This is a genomic window from Pseudomonas sp. MWU13-2862 (assembly GCF_023242495.1).
GTDB classification, from domain to species: domain Bacteria; phylum Pseudomonadota; class Gammaproteobacteria; order Pseudomonadales; family Pseudomonadaceae; genus Aquipseudomonas; species Aquipseudomonas gingeri_D.
The window spans coordinates 194,957-217,603 of record NZ_JALMEZ010000010.1; the positions used below are offsets into that span (position 1 = coordinate 194,957).

The window sequence follows — 22,647 nt, forward strand, 5'->3', positions numbered from 1 at the left end:
CCCCCCGCCGCAACACCCGGATGGTTTTATCGGCGTTTTGGATAGAGTTTGGGCTCACCCGGCGGCCGGCTCTTGAAACGGCGATGGGCCCAGAGGTACTGCTCCGGGCATTCGCGCAGCGCCACCTCGACCCATTGATTGATCCGCAGGCAGTCAGCCTCTTCGGTTTCCCCTGGGAAGTCCGTCAGCGGCGGATGAATCACCAGCCGATAACCACTGCCGTCGGCCAGGCGCTGCTGGGTGAACGGCACCACCAGCGCCTTGCCCAGGCGGGCGAACTTGCTGGTGGCGGTGACGGTGGCCGCCTGGATACCGAACAGCGGCACGAACACACTCTGCTTGATCCCGTAGTCCTGGTCCGGCGCATACCAGATCGCCCGACCGGCGCGCAGCAACTTGAGCATGCCGCGCACATCGTCGCGCTCGACCGCCAGGGAATCGAGGTTGTGCCGCTCACGGCCACGGCGCTGGATAAAATCGAACAGCGCATTGCTGTGCTCGCGGTACATGCCGTCGATGGTATGGCGCTGGCCGAGCAAGGCCGCGCCGATCTCCAGGGTGGTGAAATGCAGGGCCATCAGGATCACGCCCTTGCCCTCACGCTGAGCGTTCTGCAGATGTTCGAGGCCTTCGATATGAGCCAGCCGTGCCAGGCGCGGCTTGGACCACCACCAGCTCATGGCCATTTCGAAGAAGGCGATCCCGGTGGACGCGAGATTTTTCCGCAGCAGTTGGTCGCGCTCGGCGTCGGACAACGCCGGAAAACACAATTGCAGATTACGCGCGGCAATGGTCCGTCGGTCGGCGGACACCCGATACATCACCGCCCCGAGAAAACGTCCCAGCAGCAACAGGAACCCATAGGGCAACTGGACAATCAGCCACAGCAAGCCCAACCCCAGCCATAGCAGCCAGTAGCGGGGATGAAGAAAAGCAGCTCGAAAACGCGGGCGATCCATGGGTGATTCCGGACAGACAACAAGGCCGCGCATTCTACAACGGTTCGCGGCGGCTTGCGGCCCGAGGGCGTTCTCGTTATAAGTCTCGGCACTTTTAGTGACAAGCTGCGTTATCCCGACCATGAGCCAAACCGAACTGCTAGACCAGGATCCCGTGTTCCAGCTGAAGGGCAGTATGCTCGCCATCACGGTGCTGGAGCTGGCGCAGAACAACCTCGATGCCCTTGATCGGCAACTGGCGGCCAAGGTCGCCCAGGCCCCGAACTTCTTCAGCAATACCCCACTGGTGCTGGCGCTGGACAAACTGCCGGACGGCCAGGGCCCCATCGACCTGCCCGGGCTGATGCGCGTCTGCCGCCAACATGGCCTGCGCACCCTGGCGATCCGCGCCAACCGCATCGAAGACATTGCCGCCGCGATTGCCATTGACCTGCCGGTGCTGCCGCCGTCCGGCGCCCGCGAACGGCCGGTCGACCCGACTGAAGGCCTGGAAAAGAAAAAACCGGAAAAGCCACCCGAGCCGACCATCAAACCGACGAAGATCATCACCTCGCCGGTACGCGGCGGCCAGCAGGTCTACGCCCAGGGCGGCGACCTGGTGGTGATCTCTTCCGTCAGCCCCGGCGCGGAACTTCTCGCCGATGGCAACATCCATGTTTATGGCCCCATGCGCGGTCGCGCCCTGGCCGGCATCAAGGGCGATACCAAGGCGCGGATTTTCTGCCAGCAACTGAGTGCCGAACTGATCTCCATCGCCGGCCAGTACAAGGTTTCCGAGGATTTGCGCCGCGATCCCTTGTGGGGCACCGCTGTTCAGGTCAGCTTGTCGGGCGACGTGTTGAACATCATCCGGCTTTAACGGATACTTGCCGCCATTTCCAAAATGTCACCTTCTCGTAGCGAAAACAGCTCGAACGGTGTGGGAAATCGCGAAAGGTAAGAATAACCCGAGGCTCTTCAGACTTTTCCTCGATTTCCAACCGACGCTACACGACTACAGTTATTTTTTAGTGACGTTCTTCAGGGGCTGAAAGTCCTTTTTTCCTTTAGGGGTGATACACCTTGGCCAAGATTCTCGTGGTTACATCCGGCAAGGGTGGTGTGGGTAAGACCACCACCAGCGCCGCCATCGGTACCGGCCTCGCGCTGCGGGGCCACAAGACAGTGATCGTCGACTTCGACGTCGGCCTGCGTAACCTCGACCTGATCATGGGCTGCGAGCGTCGCGTGGTGTATGACTTCGTCAACGTCGTCCAGGGCGAAGCCAACCTGCAGCAAGCCCTGATCAAGGACAAGCGCCTGGAAAACCTCTACGTGCTGGCCGCCAGCCAGACCCGGGACAAGGACGCGCTGACCAAGGAAGGCGTGGAAAAGGTCCTGATGGCCCTCAAGGAAGATTTCGAGTTCGTCGTCTGCGACTCCCCGGCCGGTATCGAGACCGGTGCCCACCTGGCCATGTACTTCGCCGACGAAGCCATCGTCGTGACCAACCCCGAAGTGTCCTCGGTGCGTGACTCCGACCGCATGCTCGGCCTGCTGGCGAGCAAATCGCGCCGCGCCGAGAACAACGAAGAGCCGATCAAGGAACACCTGCTGCTGACCCGCTACAACCCCGAGCGCGTCAGCAACGGCGAGATGCTCGGCGTCGAAGACGTCAAGGACATCCTCGCGGTGACCCTGCTGGGCGTGATCCCCGAATCCCAGGCGGTGCTCAAGGCCTCCAACCAGGGCGTGCCGGTGATTCTCGACGACCAGAGCGATGCGGGCCAGGCCTACAGCGACGCGGTCGACCGCCTGCTGGGCAAGACCGTGGAACATCGCTTCCTTGATGTGAAGAAGAAAGGACTCTTCGAGCGCCTGTTTGGAGGCAACTAAGCAATGAACCTTTTTGACTTCTTTCGTGCCAGCAAAAAAGTAAGCACCGCGTCGGTCGCGAAAGAGCGTCTGCAGATCATCGTGGCGCACGAACGCGGCCAACGCAGCACCCCGGATTACCTGCCGGCCTTGCAGAAGGAACTGGTGGAGGTCATCCGCAAGTACGTCAATATCGGGTCCGACGACGTGCACGTGGCGCTGGAAAACCAGGGCAGCTGCTCGATCCTGGAACTCAATATCACCCTGCCCGATCGTTGATCGATCCGGCCGGAGCCACGGCGGCCCGGGACCTGGCCTTTCTGTAGGAGCGAGCTTGCTCGCGATGGACGTCAACGATAACGCGGGGCAGCTGATGCCCAGCGGTGTCCTGGCTACCATCGCGAGCAAGCTCGCTCCTACAGGAGGCTGGGCCTCGGGCCGCCGTTGGCGTTTGTTACGAGACTGTTTTAATGCCGCTGTCCAATATCCATATCCTCCATCAGGATGCCGCCGTACTGGTGGTGAACAAGCCGACCCTGTTGCTCTCCGTCCCTGGCCGGGCCGATGACAACAAGGACTGCCTGATTACCCGCCTGCAGGAAAACGGCTACCCCGAAGCCCGTATCGTCCATCGCCTGGACTGGGAAACCTCGGGGATCATCCTGCTGGCCCGCGACCCGGACAGCCACCGCGAACTGTCGCGACAGTTCCACGACCGGGAAACCGAAAAAGCCTACACCGCACTCTGCTGGGGTCAACCGGAGCTGGACAGCGGCAGCATCGACCTGCCCCTGCGCTACGATCCGCCGACCAAGCCACGCCATGTGGTCGACCACGAGTTCGGCAAGCACGCGCTGACCTTCTGGAAAGTCCTGGAGCGTTGCGGCGACTGGTGCCGGGTGGAACTGACCCCGATCACCGGGCGCTCACACCAACTGCGGGTGCATATGCTGTCCATCGGTCACCCATTGCTCGGTGATGGTTTGTACGCCCATCCACAGGCCCTGGCCGCCTGGCCACGACTGTGCCTGCACGCCAGCATGCTGAGCTTCACCCACCCGCAAAGCGGCGAACGCCTGCGCTTCGAGTGCCCGGCCCCGTTCTGAGAGACTGGGAGCGGCATCGGGGCAAGTCCTGCTTGGGCGACCCGGCATTACCCCGCCCCCTGTAGGAGCTGGCTTGCCGGCGATAGGGCCCGTGAGAACGCTGCAAACCTCAAGGCCCTCATCGCCAGCAAGCCGGCTCCTACAAGATACGGTAAACTCTCGGCACTGCTGTCTGGAGCTACTTATGCGCGAAGAGTTGAACCAAGGCCTGATCGACTTCCTCAAGGCCTCCCCTACCCCGTTCCATGCCACTTCCAGCCTGGTTCAGCGCCTGGAAGCGGCGGGCTACCAGCGTCTCGACGAGCGCGAGACCTGGCACACCGAGGCCAACGGTCGCTACTACGTCACCCGCAATGACTCTTCGATTGTCGCCATCAAGCTCGGCCGTGCCTCGCCGCTGCTGGGCGGCATCCGCTTGGTCGGCGCCCACACCGACAGCCCGTGCCTGCGGGTCAAGCCGCAGCCGGAACTGCAACGCCAGGGCTTCTGGCAGCTGGGTGTCGAAGTCTACGGCGGCGCCCTGCTCGCCCCCTGGTTCGACCGCGACCTGTCCCTGGCCGGACGCGTGACCTTCCGCCGCGACGGCAAGGTCGAGAGCCAGCTGATCGACTTCAAGCTGCCCATCGCCATCATTCCCAACCTGGCGATCCACCTCAACCGCGAGGCCAACCAGGGCTGGGCGATCAACGCGCAGAACGAGCTGCCGCCGATCCTCGCGCAGTTCGCCGGTGACGAGCGGGTCGACTTCCGCGCCGTGCTCACCGAGCAACTGGCCCGCGAACACGGCCTCAATGCCGACGTGGTGCTCGATTACGAGCTGAGTTTCTACGACACCCAGGCCGCCGCGGTCATCGGCCTGAACGGCGACTTTATCGCCGGCGCGCGCCTGGACAACCTGCTGTCCTGCTACGCCGGCCTGCAAGCGCTGCTCACCGCCGACAGCGAGGAAACCTGTGTGCTGGTCTGCAACGACCATGAGGAAGTCGGTTCCTGCTCCGCCTGCGGTGCCGATGGCCCGATGCTGGAACAGACCCTGCGCCGCCTGCTGCCGGAAGGCGATGAATTCGTACGAACCATCCAGAAATCCCTGCTGGTCTCGGCGGACAATGCCCACGGCGTGCACCCCAACTATGCCGACAAACACGACGCCAACCATGGTCCCAAGCTCAATGCCGGGCCGGTGATCAAGGTCAACAGCAACCAACGCTACGCCACCAACAGCGAAACCGCCGGGTTCTTCCGTCATCTGTGCATGGCCGAGGAAGTGCCGGTGCAAAGCTTCGTGGTGCGCAGCGACATGGGTTGCGGCTCGACCATCGGCCCGATCACCGCCAGCCACCTGGGGGTGCGTACGGTGGACATCGGCCTGCCGACCTTCGCCATGCACTCGATCCGCGAACTGGCCGGCAGCCATGACCTGGCGCACCTGGTGAAAGTGTTGAGCGCGTTCTACGCCAGCCGCGAGTTGCCATAGAACCCGAGAGCGACACAAAACCTGTAGGAGCAGGGCTTGCCCGCGAAGAACGATAACGCGGTTACCCTGATACACCGCGGCGTCCTTGCGATTCGCGGGCAAGCCCTGCTCCTACAGTTCAGCGTTATCCTCCAGGTCTGATACACACCCGCCAAACCGACCTAGACTCAAGGTATCCCCCTCGATCAGGTCGTTGTCATGATCACGCCCTTCGCTTTCCACACCATGCTGATTCCCATCCTGGGCGGCATGCTGATGTTGGCCGTCGGTTTCAACTTTCGCGAGCGCAACGCCGGGGTCCTGCTGATCTGGATCGGGATGCTGTTCATCCTCGGCACCGTGGTCTACAAGATCCTCGCCCAGTTGACCGATTAAATGCATTGGCCCCACGGCTGACGTACACTTCGTCGACCCGTATCGTCCATGGTTGACTGCCCAGTGTTTGCCCGCCTTCTCGCCTTGCCCGTCGTTGTATTCATCTGTCTGCTGAGCCTCCTGCCATCGGTCAGCGCCGACGCAGCCGGCCTGCCGAGCCTGCTGGCCAGCGCGGAAAAAACCCAGCCGGTCCCCAGCGAGCCCCTGGCGCAATCCCTGGATGAGGTAATCAAGAACCTGGAGAACGACCAGCAACGCGCCAAGCTGCTGAGCGACCTGAAGAAGCTGCGCGACAGCACCAGGAAAGCCCAACCGGCCACCGAAGAAGGCGTGCTGGGGCTGATCGGCAGCACCCTCGCCGGCTTCGAAAAACAGTTTTCCGGTGACGACAGCCCCCTCAGTCGCTGGTCGGAAGAATTCGACCTGGCCAAGGGTGAACTGATGGACCTGACGCTGCCGGCCAGCGAGTGGGTACCGATGGTCTTCGCCTTCGCCCTGATCCTCGCGCTCTGGAGTTTCCTCGCCTGGGCCATGATCTGGCTCGGGCGCCAGGTGCGCCTGCGCTTCGGCCTCAGCGAGGAATTGCCGCAACACCCGCGCACCGTCGACCTGCTGCGTTTCGCCCTGCGCAAGCTCGGGCCCTGGCTGATCGCCCTGCTCATCACCGTGTACATGAGCTACGCCCTGCCCTCGTCCCTGGGCAAGAACCTGGCGATGGTGCTGGCCTACGCCCTGGTGGTCGGCACCTTGTTCTCGGCCATCTGCGTGATCGCCTTCTCCGTGCTCGACGGCCAGCATCGCCATCAGGCCCTGTACATCCTCCGCCGCCGGGCCTTCCGGCCGCTGTGGCTGATCGGCAGCTTCGCCGCCTTTGGCGAGGCCCTCAGCGACCCACGGATGATCGCCAGCCTCGGCAGCCACCTGGCCCACACCGCCGCGACCTTCGCCAATGTCATGGCGGCGCTGTCCACTGGACTGTTCATCGTGCGGTTCCGCCGCCCCATCGCCCACCTGATCCGCAACCAGCCGCTGTCCCGGCGCCTGAACCGCCGCGCCCTGAGCGACACCCTGGCGATCCTCGGCACCTTCTGGTTCGTCCCGGCGCTGATCCTGGTGGCGATCTCGCTGTTCGCCACCTTCATCTCCGCCGGCGACACCAGCACGGCCCTGCGCCAGTCGCTGATCTGCACCGTGCTGGTGGTGTTGTGCATGGTGATCAACGGGTTGGTGCGCCGCCACGCCCTCAAGCCCCATCGCGGCCACAAGCGCCATGCCCTGTACTCCGAGCGCCTGAACAACTTCGGCTACACCCTGGTGCACCTGGCGGTGTGGCTGGTGTTTATCGAACTGGGCCTGCGGGTCTGGGGCATGTCGCTGATCGGCTTCACCGAGGGCGAGGGGCATGAGGTCAGCGTCAGGCTGTTCAGCCTCGGCGGCACACTGATCTTCGCCTGGCTGGTGTGGATTCTCAGCGACACCGCCGTGCACCACGCCCTGACCCGTTCGCGCAAAGGCCTGGCCAATGCCCGGGCGCAGACCATGATGCCGCTGATCCGCAACGTGCTGTTCGTGGCGATCTTCATCATTGCGCTGATCGTCGCCCTGGCGAACATGGGCATGAACGTCACGCCGCTGCTGGCCGGTGCCGGTGTGATCGGTTTGGCGATCGGCTTTGGTGCGCAGTCGCTGGTGGCGGACCTGATCACCGGCCTGTTCATCATCATCGAGGACTCCCTGGCCATCGACGACTACGTCGACGTCGGCGGCCACCTCGGCACGGTGGAGGGGCTGACCATCCGCACGGTGCGGCTGCGGGATATCGACGGGATCGTCCACACCATTCCGTTCAGCGAGATCAAGAGCATCAAGAACTACTCGCGGGAGTTCGGCTACGCGATCTTCCGGGTGGCGATCCCGTTCAACATGCCCATCGACAACGCGATCAAGCTGATGCGCGATGTCGGCCAGAAGATGCGCAGCGACCCGTTGCAACGGCGCAATATCTGGTCGCCGCTGGAGATCCAGGGGGTAGAGAGTTTCGAGTCCGGCAGCGCGATCCTGCGCGCTCGGTTCAAGACCGCGCCGATCCGGCAGTGGGAAGTTTCCCGGGCCTTCAACCTGGCGCTCAAGCGCACCATGGATGAGGCTGGGTTGGATCTGGCGACGCCGCGGTTGAGTGTGCAGGTGGTGACCGCAGGGGGCGGCCCGGAAACGGAAGCCGCACCAAAATCCTGAGCACACGCCAAAAATCTTGAACACACCACTGAACTGTAGGAGCAGGGCTTGTCGGATCGCCACACCGCCGCGAAGGGGTCCTCAAGGCAGCCAAAAGCTTCGCGGGCAAGCCCTGCTCCTACAGTTCGGTGTGATCTCCAGATCCAGCAGTGACCGCTAAACCACATCCACCCCGACATGAATCGCATCATGTCGCCAGAACTCCAGATCGCAGTCGATCAGTCGTTCATGCTGGTCATAGTTGACCCGGGCAATCCGCAAGCCCGGGCTCCCCACCGACACCCGCAACGCCGCGGCCGCCTCGACCTGCAGTGACGTCGGCACAATCTCGAACCTGACCCGCCCGTAATGCAGGTCGTAATGCCGGGCATACAGCTCGGTGATCGACTGGTTCAAATCAAACTCCAGAATCCCCGGGAAATACTGTGGATTGAGGTAATGCTCGACATACAGCACCAGCCGCTCATCGATCCGCCGCGCCCGGCAGATCTGGATCACGCTGGACAAGGCCGGCAACTGCAACCAGTCACACACCGCCGCCGACGCCGGCTGCAAACGCGCCGAAATCACCTGGGTCGACGGCACCCGCCCCTGGGCACTGACCATTGCGTGAAAGTGGCTACGCTGCATCAGGTTATAGGCCAGGCGCGGCGGCGAAATAAACCAGCCCCGACGCTCCTCGCGATAGATCAGCCCCTGGGCCTCCAGTTGCAACAAGGCCTCACGCACGGTGATCCGGGTGGTACCGAACAACTCACTGAGTTTGCGCTCGGCGGGCAATTTGCTACCCGGTGGCAACAAGCCGTGTCCGATCTGCTCATGCAGGGCCTGACCGATGGCTGTCACCGCCTTTGGAGCCTCTTCACGCATCAACGTTACCTATCTGGACTAGACCAGCACTGTTTTAGGGCACAACCGCACGGGATCGCGGTCTCCAGTTGTAATGCCCAGCCTAGGCAATACAGATGACTGATATGTGACAAAGCGACGAAACGGTGCATGTGCACGGTCGTTCCATAATGATCAATCCCTTTAATATCAGCTAGTTAACTATGGTCTACGCTTAACGGGGTGTTCATGAACACCACCGATAAAAAACCTTGCAGGACTGATGCCGACATCAAAGTGTCATCCAGCAAGCTTAAATTGGCTCAGGTATTGCTGACCTAGACCAAACGATTCAAACCACCGCACTACTTTTTATAAAAATCGCCGCGTTGAAAACGCCCAAAGGAGCTTCGGATGAAACAGCTTTTCCTGGCATCACTGTTAGGCTCGACCATTGCCCTGTGCACCTCGGCCATGGCTGCTGGCACCGATTTGAAAGCACTGGAAACCGCCGCCAAGCAAGAAGGCGCCGTCAACAGCGTCGGCATGCCCGATGACTGGGCGAACTGGGCCGGCACCTGGAAAGACCTGAGCGACAAGTACGGCCTCAAGCACATCGACACCGACATGAGCTCGGCCCAGGAAGTGGCCAAGTTCGCCGCCGAGAAAGACAACGCCAGCGCCGATATCGGCGACGTCGGTGCCGCCTTCGGCCCGATCGCGGTCAAGCAGGGCGTGACCCAACCGTACAAGCCAAGCACCTGGGAACAGGTTCCGGCCTGGGCGAAGGACAAGGACGGCAACTGGGCACTGGCCTACACCGGCACCATCGCGTTCATCGTCAACAAGAAGCTGCTGCACGGCTCCGAAGCGCCGAAAAGCTGGTCTGACCTCAAGACCGGTAAATACAAGGTTTCCATCGGTGACGTGAGCACCGCTGCCCAGGCCGCCAACGGCGTACTGGCCGCTGCCCTGGCCAACGGTGGTGACGAGAAGAACATCCAGCCCGCACTGCTGATGTTCGCCGAGATCGCCAAGCAGGGTCGCCTGTCGCTCGCCAACCCGACCATCGCCACCATGGAAAAGGGTGAAGTCGAAGTCGGCGTGGTCTGGGACTTCAACGGCCTGAGCTACAAGGCCAAGATGGCCAACCCGGATGACTACGTGGTGCTGATTCCATCGGACGGTTCGGTGATCTCCGGCTACACCACCATCATCAACAAATACGCCAAGCACCCGAACGCGGCCAAACTGGCGCGTGAGTACATCTTCAGCGACGCCGGCCAGATCAACCTGGCGCGCGGCAACGCCCGTCCGATCCGTGCCGAACACCTGACCCTGCCGGAAGACGTGAAGGCCAAGCTGCTGCCTAACGAGCAGTACAAGAAAGTCACGCCGATCAAAGATGCCGATGCATGGGAAAAAACTTCCAAGGCACTGCCGCAGAAGTGGCAGGAAGAAGTCATCATCAACATGCAATAACCCACAACCATTGTTCCCGCACGGTAGCGGGAACAATGGGCTCCCCTGTAGGAGCGAGCTTGCTCGCGAGGGTCGCCGGTACACCGCGGGGCATCAGGTTTCCCGCGTTATCGTTGACGTCCATCGCGAGCAAGCTCGCTCCTACCGGGGGAGGTTGATATTCCCCTTCATGACGAGGCCCGGTCTATGCCGCACAACGTTATCCTGGTCGTGCTCGATGGCCTGAACTATGAGGTCGCCCGCCATGCCATGGGCCATCTCCAGGCTTACGCAGGCGCAGGACGCGCGGCGCTGTACAAACTGGAATGCGAGTTGCCCTCGCTCTCAAGACCGCTCTACGAATGCATTCTGACCGGTGTGGCTCCGATCCGGAGCGGCATCGTGCACAACCACGTCTCGCGCCTGTCCAACCAGCGCAGCGTGTTCCATTACGCCCGCGACGCCGGCCTGACCACCGCCGCGGCGGCCTATCACTGGGTCAGCGAGCTGTACAACCGCACGCCCTTCGTCGCCGCCCGTGACCGTCACACCCGGGATGAAAACCTGGCGATCCAGCACGGCCATTTCTACTGGGTCGACCACTACCCCGATTCCCATCTGTTCGCCGATGCCGAAAGCCTGCGCCTGCAACACGCGCCGAACTTCCTGCTGGTGCACCCGATGAACATCGACGACGCCGGTCACAAGCACGGCCTCGACACCGCGCAATACCGCAACAGCGCGCGTTCGGCCGACATCATCCTCGCCGACTACCTGCAAGGCTGGCTCGACGCCGGCTACCAGGTGCTGGTGACCGCCGACCACGGCATGAACAACGACCGCTCGCACAACGGCCTGCTGGCCGAAGAGCGCGAAGTGCCGCTGTTCGTCCTCGGCGATGCCTTCAGTTTCAACCCCGACGCCACGCCCCTACAGACGCAGCTCTGCGGCACGATCTGCGAGCTGCTGGGCGTCCCCCATGACAAACCTGTATGCCGGGAGTTGTTGAAGTGAATTCACTCACCCGTGGCAAATGGCTCGCCGTGCTCTGCCTGGTGCCCTTTGCCCTGTTCTTTATCGTGTTCGAGATCGCGCCGCTGGCGTGGGTGCTGATCAACAGCGTGCAGTCGGAAGACGACGGCTGGGGCCTGGCCAACTTCAGCAAGATCTTCAGCTCGAAGTTCTACCTGCAGGCGATCCAGTACAGCCTGGAAATCAGCTTCTGGTCCAGCGTGTTCGGCATGCTGATCGCCGTGCTCGGCGCCTACTCCCTGCGCCGGGTCGACTCGCGCCTGCGGGACTTCGTCAACTCATTCGCCAACATGACCAGCAACTTCGCTGGCGTGCCGCTGGCCTTTGCGTTCATCATCCTGCTGGGCTTCAACGGCACCTTCACCATCATGCTGAAACAGGCCGGGATCATTCAGGATTTCAACCTGTACTCGAAAACCGGCCTGATCATTCTCTACACCTACTTCCAGATTCCCCTCGGCGTGCTGTTGCTCTACCCGGCCTTCGACGCCCTGCGCGAAGACTGGCGCGAGTCCGCCGCGCTGCTCGGCGCCGACGGCTGGCAGTTCTGGCGGCATATCGGCCTGCCGGTGCTGACCCCGGCACTGCTGGGCACCTTCGTCATCCTGCTGGCCAACGCCCTCGGCGCCTACGCCACGGTGTATGCCCTGACCACCGGCAACTTCAACGTGTTGCCGATCCGTATTGCCGCCATGGTTTCCGGCGACATCAGCCTCGACCCGAACATGGCCAGTGCGCTGGCGGTGGTGCTGGTGGGCCTGATGACCTTCGTGACCGTGATCCACCAGTGGCTGTTGAAAAGGAGCTACCATGTCGCGCGCTGAACCCGGCTCCGCCGCCCTGTACCACCGCGGGGTGGTCTACCTGCTGTTCCTGATCCTGCTGCTGCCCCTGGCCGGCACCCTGATCTACTCCCTGGCCAGCAGTTGGTCGGCGACCATCCTGCCCGCCGGTTTCACCTTCAAGTGGTACCTGCAACTGTGGAGCGACCCGCGCTTCCTCAATGCCTTCGGCCAGTCGCTGATCGTCTGCGTCGGCTCGCTGGTGTTGTCGGTGGTGCTGATCCTGCCGTTGCTGTTCGTGGTGCACTACCACTTCCCCAAGCTCGACGCGCTGATGAACATCCTGATCCTGCTGCCCTTCGCGGTGCCGCCGGTGGTGTCCTCGGTGGGCCTGTTGCAGCTCTACGGTTCCGGGCCGTTCGCCATGGTCGGCACGCCGTGGATCCTGATCGGTTGCTACTTCACCGTGGCCTTGCCGTTCATGTACCGGGCGATCACCAACAACCTGCAGGCGATCAACCTGCGCGACCTGATGGACGCCGCCCACCTGCTCGGTGCCAGCACCTGGCAAGCGGCGTTCCTGGTGGTGCTGCCGAATCTGCGCAAGGGCCTGATGGTCGCGCTGCTGCTGTCGTTCTCCTTCCTGTTCGGCGAGTTCGTGTTCGCCAACATCCTGGTGGGTACCCGCTATGAAACCCTGCAGGTGTACCTGAACAACATGCGCAACAGCAGCGGCCATTTCACCAGCGCCCTCGTGATTTCCTATTTCCTCTTCGTGCTGGTGCTCACCTGGGTCGCCAACCGTTTGAACAAGGACAAAAGCCAATGAGCTTCATCAGTGTCCAGAACCTGAAAAAAACCTACGCCGGCACCACGGTGTTCAGCGACATCAACTGCGAAATCGCCAAGGGTGAATTCGTCACCCTGCTCGGCCCGTCCGGTTGCGGCAAGTCCACCCTGCTGCGTTGCATCGCCGGCCTGACCTCGGTGGACGGCGGCAAGATCCTCCTCGACGGCCAGGACATCGTCCCGTTGAGCCCGCAGAAACGCGCGATCGGCATGGTGTTCCAGAGCTACGCGTTGTTCCCCAACATGACCGTGGAACAGAACGTCGCCTTCGGCCTGAAGATGCAGAAGGTCAATGCCGACGACAGCCACAAGCGCGTCATGGAAGCCCTCAGGCTGGTGGAACTGCACGACTTCGCCGCGCGCTACCCGCACCAGTTGTCCGGCGGCCAATGCCAGCGCGTGGCCCTGGCCCGCTCCCTGGTCACCCGCCCGCGCCTGCTGTTGCTCGATGAGCCGCTGTCGGCCCTCGATGCACGGATTCGCAAACACCTGCGCGAGCAGATCCGGGCGATCCAGCGCGAACTGGGCCTGACCACCATTTTCGTCACCCATGACCAGGAAGAAGCCCTGACCATGAGTGACCGGATCTTCCTGATGAACCAGGGCAAGATCGTCCAGAGCGGCGACGCCGAATCCCTCTACACCGCACCGGTGGACGTGTTTGCCGCCGGCTTTATCGGCAACTACAACCTGCTCGACGCCGACGCGGCCAGCCGCCTGCTGCAACGGCCGATCAACAGCCGCATCGCCATTCGCCCGGAAGCCATCGAACTGCGTGCCGAGGGTGAACTGGACGCCCTGATCCGCGGTCACAGCTTGCTGGGCAACGTGATTCGTTACCGGGTCGAGGCCCGGGGCGTGGAACTGGTGGTGGACGTGCTCAACCGCTCGGCCGCCGACCTGCACCCCGAAGGCCGGCGTTTGTCGCTGTCTATCGATCCGAGTGCCCTGTGTGAGGTAGCCTGATGTCCTTAGCGCGTTTGAAGAGAGAGCAGTACTGATGGCCCTGGCAATTTTTGATCTGGACGACACCCTGATCCACGGCGACTGCGCCACCCTCTGGAGCGAGCAGATGGTGCGCCTGGGTTGGGTCGACCCGGAGACGTTCATGCAGCGTAACAACGAGCTGATGGACGCCTACGGCAAGGGCGAACTGGCCATGGAAGACTACATGCTGTTCAGCCTGGAACCGATGGCCGGGCGCACCCCGGAAGAAATCGCCCACCTGGTCGAGCCCTGGGTCGAAGACGTGATCGAGCCCTTGATCTACAGCGATGCGTGCAAGGCGATTGCCGCCCACCGCGCGGCGGGTGACCGGATCCTGGTGATCTCGGCGTCGGGCATCCACCTGGTCAAGGCGATTGCCGAGCGCGTCGGCATCGACGAAGTGCTGGGCATCGACCTCGATATCCTGCACGGCGTCTACACCGGACACACCGTCGGCACCCTAACCTACCGCGAAGGCAAGATCGTGCGCTTGATGGAATGGCTGGATGCCGAAGGCGAGAACCTGGAAGGCGCGAGTTTCTATTCGGATTCGCGCAATGATCTGCCGTTGTTGCTCAAGGTGGATCACCCGCAGGTGGTCAATCCCGATCCGGTGCTGCGTGAGCAGGCGGAGAAGGCCGGGTGGCCGGTTCACGTCTGGAGCTGAGGCAGGGCAAGGGTTAATGCCCGTCAGTCAAACACGCTGTCAAGCCTGGCTAAGACGTGTGGCGAGCGGGCTTGCCCGCGTTCGGCTGCGAAGCAGTCGCAAAACCTGTGATTGCGCTCTGCCTGACACAATGAAGTCGCTGATTTTAGGGCCGCTTCGCAGCCCAACGCGGGCAAGCCCGCTCGCCACAAGTCTGCGTTCAACTTCAAATTGCCTTGACTGAACGGCACCAGGGCAAGCCCGCGCGATAAAAAACTGCGTCTGCTGTCAGACATGACCATCCGACCAATGGTACGCATTTCCCTCCTTGACCTGTCATTTCTGACAGTAGACACCGCCCCCTATCAGCAGGTTAATACCTCCAGCATCTACGGCCTTTCTGACTTCGCAGTGCTCTCTCCTTTCAACCGGCACAAGAAGATAAACACATGAAAACCCGATACCTGATGACGGTATTTATTCTTCTGCTAGCGGGCTGTACGCTGTCTTCGCTCCCGGAATCGAACCGCTCGCTCAACCCTGCTTATTCACGCAGTGGTGAAGAGACTGCCAGGAGCCTGACCATGGCCTATCACAATACCGCCGCCAACTGCGGAACGCCGAGCACCCCGGCCTTCCTCTGCTCGGGCGTGATATTACGAATCACCACCACCAGTAACAATTACGACCCTTGGAATCACAGCGATTTTTCACTAAAAACCGACGCAGTCTCTTTTTCTTTTTTGAGAGCTGATGCGAAATTCGTTCGCACCCCTTGGGGTGGGGCCAACGGCTTTATTTTCTACCCTTACTTCAGTACTCCCGTTGAAAAATTCAAACCTGAAGTGATCTGTTATTTCCCGCTCGACGGCGCCACGTTTTATCGAGATGCGCCTGGGCAGTATGGGTGCAGGGACAGCATTGTCCCTCCGCATGTTTTTCCTGACAGCACGCCGTGTTGGGAGCAAAACATTATCACTGCCGAGCAGTGGGTGACCCATTATTACGGGGTCCCTCAAGATAGAACCTCGCACTCCTGTGCCTTCATAGTCGCCAATATTTTGGGCGCTGAAGCGGTACAGGCCTTCAATCAAGCCATTCGGGTACGCTCACTGATACCCACTGAAGCCTTTGCCGATCACAATGAACTGCGCATCAAAGCCTGGCCTGAGACTCAGCCCGGAATATTACCGATTGAAGCCTTCTTCTATACCGACACCGGGCTGGCAAATGCACGAATCGACCAGAAGAAATTTTATGACCGAACCCGGGGCATCGTTGTCCCCATCATTCGTCTCACCTTACCCGGCACACCCTTGGAGGACGCCACGTTTACCTACAACGTAGCGGACCAGGCTGTACTTCCTGGCACACCGAAAAACCCCTAGCCCAAGTGACCCGACGCTTATTAACACGGCGGATTACGTATCGCGTGAAATGCCCAGTACCGGCAGGTAGGTATCGGTGCCGAAGGCCGTGGCATTGTCATTGACCGACGGGCCATTCAGGTCGTAGGCCCAGGCCGTGCCGGCCCCCAGCGTGTCGCCGGTCCAGAACGGATAATTCAGCCAGCCCAGGTACTCCGCCACACGCCCGTTGCCGGGGTTGTACAGCGTCCACAGGCGCTCGATATCCGCCCGTGTGACCGGGTCCAGGTCGGCGGCGGCGCAGACAAGGATCATCCCCTGCCAGTCGGCACCGGAACTCAGGTAATGCAGTTGCCGAATACCCTTGACCGTCAATGCATAGGAACGGATCTCACCCTGGCTGTCCGTCGCCGTGATCGTGCATTGGCCGTTGCCCCTGGCCGTCACTTCCCCGGACTGGGCATTCACACTGGCGATGTTGTCGTGGCTGCTGTCATAGCGATAAGGCGCGCTGCCCCAGCTGGCCGCGCGCGTCAGTCGAGCGTAAGCCGGCACGTCGGGCGGAGCCTTGTCGGCCACGGCGACATAATCGTCCTGGCTGAGGTCGAGCGTCTCGGGGAGTTCAAATACCTCATCAACAACGAACTTGCGTACATTCGAAAAAATCGAACCGCTGTGATAAAGCGACTTGGCGTACAGACGATGTGCCCCTCCTTTCAGGCTTATCGTGCACGCCCATATGCCTGTCGTTGCATCGGCGACCACCTGCCCCTTGGAGACCGCGCTGGCTCCACTGCCATCGAAAATCTCGACTTTCAGCCCCTTGTTGGCCTCGCCCGACAGACTAAAGGTAGCGCTGAATGTCGTACTCCCCTCCGGAACCTCATCATTATTGGAGTCTTTCACGCTGGTCAGGATCGGCGTCTCCAAGACCGCGCTGCTGACGTTATAGATGCGTAACGGGAAGGTCATGGCCTTGGATTCATTGGTGGTCTTGTCGAAATCCACCTTGAACTCCATGGTGAGTTCACTGCCGTCTTTCAACTCCTTGAGGTAGCTGTAAGGCGCCACGACGTGATAATACCCCTGTGCTATCCAGGTCGGATTGACCCGCGGCCCCCGTGGTGGTGGCGCCCAGATAGCTCGGTCATAAGGGACACTGCCATCGGCCTTGGTGCCTTTCAGGCGCAGCCAGACATCCTGGTCGGGGGCGATGTTCAGCCAGGTACCCACCCAACAGGTGGCATCGGCAGTCAGGGTGCTCAGATACAGCCCGGAACCTTCGCCATTGTTGGCGGCCTGAAGAATCTTCGGTCTCATCGCCCTGACGGTATAGACCCGCAGCGGGAAGGTCACGGCCTTGGATTCGTTGGTGGTCTTGTCGAAATCCACCTTGAACTCCAGGGTCAACTCACTGCCGTCTTTCAACTCCTTGAGGTAGCTGTAAGGCGCCACGACGTGATAATACCCCTGGGCTATCCAGGTCGGATTGACCCGCGGCCCCCGTGGTGGTGGTGCCCAGATAGCCCGGTCGTAAGGGACGCTGCCATCGGCCTTGGTGCCCTTCAGGCGCAGCCAGACATCCTGGTCGGGGGCTATGTTCGGCCAGGTACCCACCCAGCAGGTGGCATCGGTGGTCAGGGTGTTCAGGTCCAGTTCGGAACCTTCACCCTGGTTGGCGGCCTCAAGAATCCTGGGCTGGGGGCCGATCGGATCGTCCTGGAGCACGCCTTGAGTTGTCGGATCTTTATCGATCATGACGGTTCTCCTGCTGTTTCATCGTTGCGTACCTCGCGGCTACTGCCCATGCTCGCGAAACCAGGACGCCGTACCCTGGGAACCCAGCGCCTGGGGAGGTGGAGGGCAACTGTCAGCCAGACACTGATCGTCGGGCGTAAAACTGAATATTTGACGATCGGTCGCATCCAGGCGCAGATGCACGATGGGCAGGAACCGACCTGTCACCTTGAAGTAATCATCCTGGATAAAACGTGCCCCGACCGGACCGTTGCCGTTGTAATACGCATTGCCGTAAAACAAGGCGTCGATGGGTAATTGCTCGGGAATATTCTGCGGCCAGGCGCCGACCATGAACTCGTTCCAATCCTGGAACTGATGCCAGGCCACCTGATCAAGGTGCCCACGGATATCGAGGCTCAGCTGGATTTGCTCGGGCGCCGTGGTAAAGCTGCAGATGTTGTAGGCAAAGTGGGCATACCTCGCCAACCAGGTCGCCACGCTATTGATGCCCAACTGCTCACACACCCCGTTGAACGTACAGGCATCCTCTGTCGTGGTCCCCGCGTCAATCGGATAAGCGCAGCGCACGGTCAGTGGCTGGGCGGTCGGAGCGCCCTGCTCTTTGAAGAGAAACCCCTGCGGCCAGAGAGGCTTTATGACGTGCGCATCAGCCCTCACGTAGGACGTGGAAACGGTGATCGAGGTCGGATTGGGATTCCATGAATGGTATTGCGTGGTGGCCGCAGTGCCCCGCACGATCACCCCATTGCAATAAAGCGACGCCCGGCCATCCGGGCAAGTGACCGCCGTATCGAAATACCGTGCATTGAGCCGATCGGCCACCTCATAGCCGACATACAGCTGATCCTGCAGGCTGAACTCGAACACCACCCCATCGGCCCCTGCCAGGTTCAGGCGCAGAATCGGCAACCATTGGCCCGTGGCCTTGTAGTAGTCCCGTTGATTGTTCTCGGCCACGCGTAACCCAGCGCTCTGGTTCAGGTTGTAGAACAGTGCTTGCACGGGAACCTGTGCCGGAGCCCGCTCATCCCAGTTCCTGACCATCAGCTTATTCGGCTGGGTGACCCAACCGCCGCCCAGTTGCTCATGGGCCAGGAGGCTGGCGCGAAACTGTGCCGGTATCCGGCTGCTCAACGAGCATTGCCGCAAGGGATCCTGGCCTTGCTGCTGGAAGTGCGCCAGCCAGCCCGGCACATCGCTCACCCCCTGGGCCGGACACGAAGCAGGATCCGCCTCGCTGCCTCCGGTCCCGCAGCCATACAGGCCTTGAAGAATATTCGCTGTCAGCGGATAAGCGCAGAGCACGTCCACCGCCTTGCCCTGGCTGATGGCCGTGAACGGGTCGAAGAACACCATGCCGCCGGTCTGCGTCAGGGTGCGGATACCCAGGTCGCTGCGCAGATAGGAGAAACTGCGCGCGCCCAGGGTTTTCGCGGTAGGCGTGTGCTCCCAGAACTTTTCAACCAAGCCTCCCGCCAGGTCGCTGACCAGCACGCCGCTACAGAAATACGCCGCATGATTGCCCGGACAGTCGAGCGGCGTATTGCGATAGCGGGTATTGAGCAACTGCGCGACTTCCGGCCCGGTTTCGGCCCGGACCGTCAACACAAACAGGCTCAGTACCAGGAACAGAAACGTGCTCAATGGCAGACGACCCGATGACAGAGTTCTCATGGATTGGGTGCTCCCACATCCAATTGATCTTGCGGGTTATAGGAAAACGCCGGCTCATTCGCTGTCGGAGCCAGGTTGAATCGAACAACCGGTAAAAACTGCCCCGTCACCTGGAAATAGTCATTCTGGAAAAACGCGGCATGGGGTAACCCGGCGCTCCCGAGGACATAGAAAAACGCCTCCAGGGGAATTTGGGTCGGGATATCCGCCCCCCAATTGGCGATGACGACTTCGTTCTGTTCCTCGTTTCGCCAACCGTCGGTGAGCAGGGCCCGGGCTTGATTGTTCACGGCGAACTGGGAGGCATCGCCCTTGAAACTGCAGCCATAGTGTTTATTCGTCGTGAGGTCATAGTAAAAATAGTTCAACCACTGTTCGGCCGTTGTGATCCCCTGTTCGGCGCAGGGCTTGCTCACGCCTGGCGCCTCACTGTGTTCGTTGCAACTGTCCGATCGAAAGAAGGTGGCGCCGTCCCAGGGGAAGGCACAACGGACCGTCAGCGGGTGAGCGGCGGGGGCGGCCAGTTCCTTCATGAGCAAGCCTTGATTGCCGGCCCAGGCCAGTTTGGGTAGCGGTACATCGGCGCGCACATAGGAAAATGCAATGCCATTGCGCGCGATGGACCCCGTGCTCGGGTTCCAGGCATGAAACGTCGCGGACGCCTCGGTGATCCGTATCAGCACGCCGTCGCAGTCATAGGCCGCGCTGCCGTCAGGACAGATGGCCGAGGTATCGGCATAACGGGCATTGAGCCGCTCGGCTACCTCATAGCCGACATACAGCTGGTCCTGCAGGCTGAACTCGAACACCGCCCTGTCGGCCCCTGCCAGGTTCAGGCGCAGAATCGGCAACCATTGGCCCGTGGCCGTGTAGTAGTCCCGTTGATTGATCTGGGCCTCACGCAACCCGGCGGTCTTGTTCACGTCGTAGAACAGCGCTTGCAGGGGAAGCAGCCCCGGAGCCCGCTCATCCCAGTTCCTGACCATCAGCTTATTCGGCTGGGTGACCCAACCGCCGCCCAGTTGCTCATGGGCCAGGAGGCTGGCGCGAAACTGTGCCGGTACCCGGCTGCTCAGCGAGCATTGCCGCAAGGGATCCTGGCCTTGCTGCTGGAAGTGCGCCAGCCAGCCCGGCGCATCGCTCACCCCCTGGGCCGAACACGACGCCGGATCCGCCTCGCTGCCTCCGGTCCCGCAGCCATACAGGCCTTGAAGAATATTCGCCGTCAGCGGATAGGCACAGAGCACGTCCACTGCCTTGCCCTGGCTGATGGCCGTGAACGGGTCGCTGAACACCATGCCGCCGTTCTGCGTCAGGGTACGAATATCCAGGTCGCTACGCAGGTAGGAAAAACCCCGCGCGCCCAGGGTTTTCGCGGTAGGCGTATGCTCCCAGAACTTTTGGGAAAATCCTCCGGCCAAGTCGCTGACCAGCACGCCACTACAGAAATACGCCGCATGATTGCCCGGACAGTCGAGCGGCGTATTGCGATAGCGGGTATTGAGCAACTGCGCGACTTCCGGCCCGGTCGCGGCCTGGACCGTCAATACGAACAGGGTCAAGGCCAGGAACAGGAGCTTGCCCAACAGCGATGGATGCCGTTTCATCATTGCGCTCCTCGAGACTATTGCCAGTGCTCGTGAAACCAGGAGGTCGTGTCCTCGGCGCCCATCGCCTGGACCGGTGGCGGACAACTGTCGGCCAGGCACTGGTCATCGGGCATAAACCTGAATATCTGGCGGTCGGTGGCATTCAGGCGCATTTGCACAATGGGCCAGAAGCGTCCTGTCGTTCTGAAATAGTCATCCTGGATATAACGTGCGCCGGCCACTCCATCGCCCGGGTTGAAGGCGGTGCTATAAAACAAGGCATCGACCGGCAGTTTTTCAGGAATATTCTGATCCCAGGGCTGGAGGACAAATTCGTTCCAGTCGTATGGCGGGTGCGGTGTGTGCCTGCGGACATCCACCATCAGTTGAGTCCCCGCCGTCGTAGGGGCAAAACTGCAGGAGTCATAGGGATTGCTGGCATACCGAGCGGTCCAGAGCGGTACGGTGAGGACTCCCAGGTTCGAACAGGTGTCACGCTTTGTACAAGCGTCTCCCCCGCCCTGGGTGTAACCATCGAATGGATAGCTGCAACGCAGGGTCATCGGATTGGCGGAGGGCGCCGCCAATTCCTTGAACAGTATGCCTTGAACAAAAGTCGGCTCTCTGAGCATGACATCGGCCCGTGCATAGCTGCTGGAGACACCATTCATGGCGATCGAGCCATCACTGGGGTTCCATGAATGAAAAGCTGAAGTCGAGTTGGTGGCTCTCACAATCACGCCATTGCAATAAAACGACGGCCTGCCGTCCGGACAAGTGGCCGCCATATCGAAATACCGCGCATTGAGCCGCTGCGCCACCTCATAGCCGACATACAACTGCTCCTGCAGATCGAACCCGAACACCGCCCCGTCAGCCCCCGCCAGGTTCAGCCGCAGAATCGGCAACCATTGGCCCGTGGCGTTGTAGTAGTCCCGTTGGTTGTTCTGCGCCACGCGCAGCCCGCCGGTCTGACCCACGTTGTAGAACAGTGCCTGCACGGGAACCTGTGCCGGGGCCCGCTCGTCCCAGTTCCTGACCATGACTTTATTCGGCTGGGTCACCCAACTGCCGCCCAGTTGCTCATGGGCCAGGAGGCTGGCGCGAAACTGTGCCGGTATCCGGCTGCTCAACGAACATTGCCGCAGGGGATCCTGGCCTTGCTGCTGGAAGTGCACCAGCCAGCCCGGCGCATCGATCACCCCCTGCGCCGGACACGACGCCGGATCCGCCTCGCTGCCTCCGGTCCCGCAGCCATAAAGGCCTTGAAGAATATTCGCCGTCAGCGGATAGGCACAGAGCACGTCCACCGTCCTGCCCTGGCTGATGGCCGTGAACGGATCGCTGAACACCATGCCGCCGTTCTGCGTCAGTGTACGAATACCCAGGTCGCTACGCAGGTAGGAGAAACTGCGCGCGCCCAGGGTTTTCGCGGTAGGCGTATGCTCCCAGAACTTTTCGGCCAAGCCTGCGGCCAAATCGCTGACCAGCACGCCGCTACAGAAATACGCGGCATGATCGCCCGGGCAATCGAGCGGCGTATTGCGATAGCGGGTATTGAGTAGTTGCGCCACTTCCGGCCCGCTGGCGGCCTGGGCCGTCAACACGAACAGGATCAATAGCAGCGACAGGACCTTGCCCAACAAGAAACGCGGTTTCATAGCGCTC

The 22,647-nt window shown here is 61.3% G+C and carries 20 protein-coding genes; 14 read left to right on the plus strand and 6 right to left on the minus strand.

The features are described 5' to 3' along the window. Positions 1–26 precede the first annotated feature (26 nt). Positions 27–959, minus strand: a complete 933-nt coding sequence (locus tag M5C56_RS19330) for a lipid A biosynthesis lauroyl acyltransferase (RefSeq protein WP_103498750.1) — start codon at positions 957–959, stop codon at positions 27–29. A 121-nt stretch (positions 960–1,080) separates the two neighbouring features. Between M5C56_RS19330 and minC the strand changes: the two genes are divergently transcribed. From minC to M5C56_RS19365, 7 genes are all read left to right on the plus strand, one after another. Further along, positions 1,081–1,818 (plus strand): septum site-determining protein MinC, encoded by a 738-nt coding sequence (minC, locus tag M5C56_RS19335; RefSeq protein ID WP_103498749.1) that lies wholly within the window; start codon positions 1,081–1,083, stop codon positions 1,816–1,818. Positions 1,819–2,021: 203 nt separating this feature from the next. Next, positions 2,022–2,834: a septum site-determining protein MinD gene (gene minD, locus M5C56_RS19340; RefSeq protein WP_100940886.1), complete on the plus strand. Its 813-nt coding sequence runs from the start codon at positions 2,022–2,024 to the stop codon at positions 2,832–2,834. 3 nt (positions 2,835–2,837) lie between these two features. Further along, entirely contained in the window at positions 2,838–3,092 is a 255-nt protein-coding gene (gene minE, locus M5C56_RS19345; RefSeq protein ID WP_007898843.1) for a cell division topological specificity factor MinE, read from the plus strand. A 191-nt stretch (positions 3,093–3,283) separates the two neighbouring features. Continuing rightward, positions 3,284–3,919 (plus strand): RluA family pseudouridine synthase, encoded by a 636-nt coding sequence (locus tag M5C56_RS19350; RefSeq protein ID WP_100940887.1) that lies wholly within the window; start codon positions 3,284–3,286, stop codon positions 3,917–3,919. A 184-nt stretch (positions 3,920–4,103) separates the two neighbouring features. Further along, positions 4,104–5,393 carry a M18 family aminopeptidase gene (locus M5C56_RS19355; protein ID WP_100940888.1) on the plus strand — a complete coding sequence of 430 codons (1,290 nt, stop codon included), beginning with the start codon at positions 4,104–4,106 and terminating at the stop codon, positions 5,391–5,393. A gap of 198 nt (positions 5,394–5,591) precedes the next feature. Continuing rightward, the gene (locus tag M5C56_RS19360) at positions 5,592–5,768 is read left to right on the plus strand and encodes a hypothetical protein (RefSeq protein ID WP_177100402.1); all 177 of its coding nucleotides are present in this window, start codon (positions 5,592–5,594) and stop codon (positions 5,766–5,768) included. 63 nt (positions 5,769–5,831) lie between these two features. Beyond that, the gene (locus M5C56_RS19365; RefSeq protein ID WP_103499358.1) at positions 5,832–8,003 is read left to right on the plus strand and encodes a mechanosensitive ion channel domain-containing protein; all 2,172 of its coding nucleotides are present in this window, start codon (positions 5,832–5,834) and stop codon (positions 8,001–8,003) included. A gap of 156 nt (positions 8,004–8,159) precedes the next feature. Here M5C56_RS19365 and M5C56_RS19370 read toward each other — a convergent pair whose 3' ends face one another. Further along, positions 8,160–8,873, minus strand: coding sequence for a UTRA domain-containing protein (locus tag M5C56_RS19370; protein ID WP_103499359.1), 714 nt, complete (start codon positions 8,871–8,873; stop codon positions 8,160–8,162). Between the two features lie 372 nt (positions 8,874–9,245). On the opposite strand from M5C56_RS19370, the gene M5C56_RS19375 reads away from it, so the two are divergent. The 7 genes from M5C56_RS19375 (at position 9,246) to M5C56_RS19405 (ending at position 15,976) form a co-directional block, all read left to right on the plus strand. Then, positions 9,246–10,313 carry an ABC transporter substrate-binding protein gene (locus tag M5C56_RS19375; RefSeq protein ID WP_103499360.1) on the plus strand — a complete coding sequence of 356 codons (1,068 nt, stop codon included), beginning with the start codon at positions 9,246–9,248 and terminating at the stop codon, positions 10,311–10,313. A gap of 186 nt (positions 10,314–10,499) precedes the next feature. Next, complete coding sequence (locus M5C56_RS19380; RefSeq protein ID WP_103499150.1) at positions 10,500–11,306, plus strand: alkaline phosphatase family protein; 807 nt, start codon at positions 10,500–10,502, stop codon at positions 11,304–11,306. Further along, entirely contained in the window at positions 11,285–12,148 is an 864-nt protein-coding gene (locus M5C56_RS19385) for an ABC transporter permease subunit (protein WP_177100406.1), read from the plus strand. Before M5C56_RS19380 ends, M5C56_RS19385 begins: the two co-directional genes overlap by 22 nt. Beyond that, positions 12,135–12,935: an ABC transporter permease gene (locus M5C56_RS19390; protein WP_103499152.1), complete on the plus strand. Its 801-nt coding sequence runs from the start codon at positions 12,135–12,137 to the stop codon at positions 12,933–12,935. The genes M5C56_RS19385 and M5C56_RS19390 overlap by 14 nt, the downstream gene beginning before the upstream one ends. After that, a complete protein-coding gene (locus M5C56_RS19395) occupies positions 12,932–13,921 on the plus strand; it encodes an ABC transporter ATP-binding protein (RefSeq protein ID WP_103499153.1) in 990 nt (329 codons plus the stop codon). The genes M5C56_RS19390 and M5C56_RS19395 overlap by 4 nt, the downstream gene beginning before the upstream one ends. A 34-nt stretch (positions 13,922–13,955) precedes the next feature. Continuing rightward, entirely contained in the window at positions 13,956–14,609 is a 654-nt protein-coding gene (locus tag M5C56_RS19400; RefSeq protein WP_103499154.1) for an HAD family hydrolase, read from the plus strand. Positions 14,610–15,037: 428 nt separating this feature from the next. Then, positions 15,038–15,976 carry a halovibrin HvnA gene (locus tag M5C56_RS19405; protein WP_247263268.1) on the plus strand — a complete coding sequence of 313 codons (939 nt, stop codon included), beginning with the start codon at positions 15,038–15,040 and terminating at the stop codon, positions 15,974–15,976. 33 nt (positions 15,977–16,009) lie between these two features. Here M5C56_RS19405 and M5C56_RS19410 read toward each other — a convergent pair whose 3' ends face one another. The 4 genes from M5C56_RS19410 to M5C56_RS19425 are packed head-to-tail and all read right to left on the minus strand — an operon-like array spanning position 16,010 to position 22,640. Beyond that, positions 16,010–17,713: a hypothetical protein gene (locus M5C56_RS19410; protein WP_247263267.1), complete on the minus strand. Its 1,704-nt coding sequence runs from the start codon at positions 17,711–17,713 to the stop codon at positions 16,010–16,012. A 39-nt stretch (positions 17,714–17,752) separates the two neighbouring features. Then, positions 17,753–19,390 (minus strand): hypothetical protein, encoded by a 1,638-nt coding sequence (locus M5C56_RS19415; protein ID WP_247263266.1) that lies wholly within the window; start codon positions 19,388–19,390, stop codon positions 17,753–17,755. Beyond that, positions 19,387–20,997, minus strand: a complete 1,611-nt coding sequence (locus tag M5C56_RS19420) for a hypothetical protein (RefSeq protein WP_247263265.1) — start codon at positions 20,995–20,997, stop codon at positions 19,387–19,389. Before M5C56_RS19420 ends, M5C56_RS19415 begins: the two co-directional genes overlap by 4 nt. 17 nt (positions 20,998–21,014) lie before the next feature. After that, complete coding sequence (locus M5C56_RS19425; protein WP_247263264.1) at positions 21,015–22,640, minus strand: hypothetical protein; 1,626 nt, start codon at positions 22,638–22,640, stop codon at positions 21,015–21,017. Positions 22,641–22,647 lie beyond the last annotated feature (7 nt).

Coding starts and splice junctions, on each gene's coding strand:
- minE (WP_007898843.1), top strand. CDS start 2,838: ATGAACCTTTTTGACTTCTTTCGTGCCAGCAAAAAAGTAAGCACCGCG.
- minC (WP_103498749.1), top strand. CDS start 1,081: ATGAGCCAAACCGAACTGCTAGACCAGGATCCCGTGTTCCAGCTGAAG.
- M5C56_RS19405 (WP_247263268.1), top strand. CDS start 15,038: ATGAAAACCCGATACCTGATGACGGTATTTATTCTTCTGCTAGCGGGC.
- M5C56_RS19425 (WP_247263264.1), bottom strand. CDS start 22,640: ATGAAACCGCGTTTCTTGTTGGGCAAGGTCCTGTCGCTGCTATTGATC.
- M5C56_RS19355 (WP_100940888.1), top strand. CDS start 4,104: ATGCGCGAAGAGTTGAACCAAGGCCTGATCGACTTCCTCAAGGCCTCC.
- M5C56_RS19410 (WP_247263267.1), bottom strand. CDS start 17,713: ATGATCGATAAAGATCCGACAACTCAAGGCGTGCTCCAGGACGATCCG.
- M5C56_RS19420 (WP_247263265.1), bottom strand. CDS start 20,997: ATGAAACGGCATCCATCGCTGTTGGGCAAGCTCCTGTTCCTGGCCTTG.
- M5C56_RS19395 (WP_103499153.1), top strand. CDS start 12,932: ATGAGCTTCATCAGTGTCCAGAACCTGAAAAAAACCTACGCCGGCACC.
- M5C56_RS19390 (WP_103499152.1), top strand. CDS start 12,135: ATGTCGCGCGCTGAACCCGGCTCCGCCGCCCTGTACCACCGCGGGGTG.
- M5C56_RS19360 (WP_177100402.1), top strand. CDS start 5,592: ATGATCACGCCCTTCGCTTTCCACACCATGCTGATTCCCATCCTGGGC.
- M5C56_RS19370 (WP_103499359.1), bottom strand. CDS start 8,873: ATGCGTGAAGAGGCTCCAAAGGCGGTGACAGCCATCGGTCAGGCCCTG.
- M5C56_RS19385 (WP_177100406.1), top strand. CDS start 11,285: ATGCCGGGAGTTGTTGAAGTGAATTCACTCACCCGTGGCAAATGGCTC.
- M5C56_RS19380 (WP_103499150.1), top strand. CDS start 10,500: ATGCCGCACAACGTTATCCTGGTCGTGCTCGATGGCCTGAACTATGAG.
- M5C56_RS19400 (WP_103499154.1), top strand. CDS start 13,956: ATGGCCCTGGCAATTTTTGATCTGGACGACACCCTGATCCACGGCGAC.
- M5C56_RS19350 (WP_100940887.1), top strand. CDS start 3,284: ATGCCGCTGTCCAATATCCATATCCTCCATCAGGATGCCGCCGTACTG.
- M5C56_RS19330 (WP_103498750.1), bottom strand. CDS start 959: ATGGATCGCCCGCGTTTTCGAGCTGCTTTTCTTCATCCCCGCTACTGG.
- M5C56_RS19375 (WP_103499360.1), top strand. CDS start 9,246: ATGAAACAGCTTTTCCTGGCATCACTGTTAGGCTCGACCATTGCCCTG.
- M5C56_RS19415 (WP_247263266.1), bottom strand. CDS start 19,390: ATGAGAACTCTGTCATCGGGTCGTCTGCCATTGAGCACGTTTCTGTTC.